The sequence below is a fragment of the Actinoallomurus acaciae genome (assembly GCF_042429965.1).
Lineage (GTDB): Bacteria > Actinomycetota > Actinomycetes > Streptosporangiales > Streptosporangiaceae > Actinoallomurus > Actinoallomurus acaciae.
In genome coordinates this window covers 1,169-3,078 of record NZ_JBHLZP010000912.1, presented here as the reverse complement: position 1 = coordinate 3,078, position 1,910 = coordinate 1,169, and the positions used below count along the sequence as shown (strand labels likewise).

Sequence of the window (1,910 nt, the reverse complement as noted above, 5' to 3'; positions counted from 1 at the left end):
GGTGGAGTTCTAGTCCGTCCAGGGGAACCCCGCCTCCCGTACCCGTACGCGCGCGGTCACGGGCGCCGGAAGTCCACGGGCGCCTCGAACGCGGCGCGGCGGGCGGCGCGGCGCAGGGCCAGGAGCACCGGGCGGCCGGTCACCGCGACCAGCACGGCGGTCGTGACCGCCCGCGGCAGGTCGAATCCCAGCGACGTGGCGAGGTCGAACGCCACGAACCGGCCGAGGTTCGCGGTCACCGCCGCACCGGGTACATAAGCGATCGACGTCGACACTCCCGTCGCGAACGGCCACAGGGCCAGGTCCTGCAACGAACCATAGATCACCGCGGCCACCGCGCCATAGCCCGCGAGCATCGCCACCTCGGACCGGCCGCCGAGACGCGGCAGGCAGCCCGCGAAGAACCCCACCCACGCCGCGCCGAGCATCTGGAACGGCAGCCACGGGCCCACCCCGGCCGTGAGCAGCGCGCTGGCGAACATCGTCACCGACCCCAGCAGGTAGCCGAAGCCGCGGCCGAGCACCCGGCCGCCGTGCACCAGCACGAAGAACATCGGCTCGAACCCGGCGACCCCGGTGCCGATCGGCCGCAGCGCCGCACCGATCGCCGCGAGCACACCGAGGAGGGCGACGGCCTTGGCGTCCACGCCGCCCTCGGAGATCTCGGCGAGCGCGACGAGCAGCAGCAGCGGGAGCAGGAGCACGAACAGCCACGAGGCGGGCCCGGCTTGGGTGAGGCCCGCACGCGGCGCCACGACGAGCGGCCAGCCGAACGCCACCAGCCCCGCCAGCGACACCAGCCCGACCGCGACCGCCGACCGCGGCCGCAGCCGTACCGCGGTCACGGCGCCCTGCCAGCCGCCTCCCTCGCTCCGCCCGGTCATGGCTCCTCCCGCGCCGGAGGACGTGACCATCGGGGCGTGCCTTTGATTCCCTCGCGTCGCTCGGTCATGAGCCCTCCTGCGTCGGAGGGATTGGCCCCGGGGCGTGTCTTCGGGTCTTCTCGCTTCGCTCGGTCACGGGCCCTCCTGCGTCGGAGGGAATGGCCCCGGGCATGACTTTGATCTCCTCGCTACGTTCGGTCATGAACCCTCCTGCATCCGAGGGTGTGACCACCGGGGCGTGTCTTCGATCAGCTCGCTTCGCTCGGTCATGAGTCCTCCAGAAGCGCGGCGGTGGCCTGGGCGACGGTCAGCAGCGGCAGCGGCGCGAAGATCTTGCTCATCTGCGGGGCGAACGCGGGGGAGGAGACCAGGACCTCCTCGGTGGGACCGTCGGAGACCACCTCGCCCTCGGCGACCACGACCACGCGGTCGGCCACCTCCGCGGCGAGTTCGACGTCGTGGGTGGCGAGCATGATCGCGTGGTCGTCGGCGGCCAGTTCCCGCAGGATCTCCACCAGCCGCGTCTTGGCCGCGTAGTCGAGGCCGCGGGTGGGTTCGTCGAGCAGGATGAGCGGCGGCCGTCCGGTGAGGATGACGGCCAGGGCGAGGCACAGCCGCCGCCCCTCCGACAGGTCACGCGGATGGGCGTCGTCGGTGACGCCGGGCGCGAGGCGGCCGAACAGCGCCCGGCAGGTGCCCTCCGGCGCGGCCATGTCGCGGTCGGCGGCACGGCACTCGGCCGCGACCGTCTCGGCGTACAGCAGGTCGGCCGGGTCCTGGGGGACGAGTCCGGCGCGCCGAACCATGGCACGGGCCCGCAGTTCGTGCGGCGCGGCGCCGAGCACCTCGACCCGCCCCGCCTCCGGGCGCACGAGGCCGACCAGCGACGACAGCAGCGAGGACTTGCCCGCGCCGTTACGCCCCTCGAGGGCGACGACCTCGCCGCGAGCGACGGCGAGGTCCACCCCCCGCAGCGCGGACACCGGCCCGTACCGGACCCGCAGCCCCCGCACGACGGCCACGGGC

Annotated in this window: 2 protein-coding genes; both read right to left on the bottom strand. The window is 74.0% G+C overall.

All coding sequences use genetic code 11. The features are described from left to right. Positions 1-56: 56 nt before the first annotated feature. A complete protein-coding gene (locus ACFFNX_RS48815) occupies positions 57-884 on the bottom strand; it encodes an ECF transporter S component (protein WP_378213286.1) in 828 nt (275 codons plus the stop codon). 266 nt (positions 885-1,150) lie between these two features. Next, the coding region (locus ACFFNX_RS48810) for an ATP-binding cassette domain-containing protein (RefSeq protein WP_378213285.1) at positions 1,151-1,910 on the bottom strand (760 nt) is incomplete at its 5' end.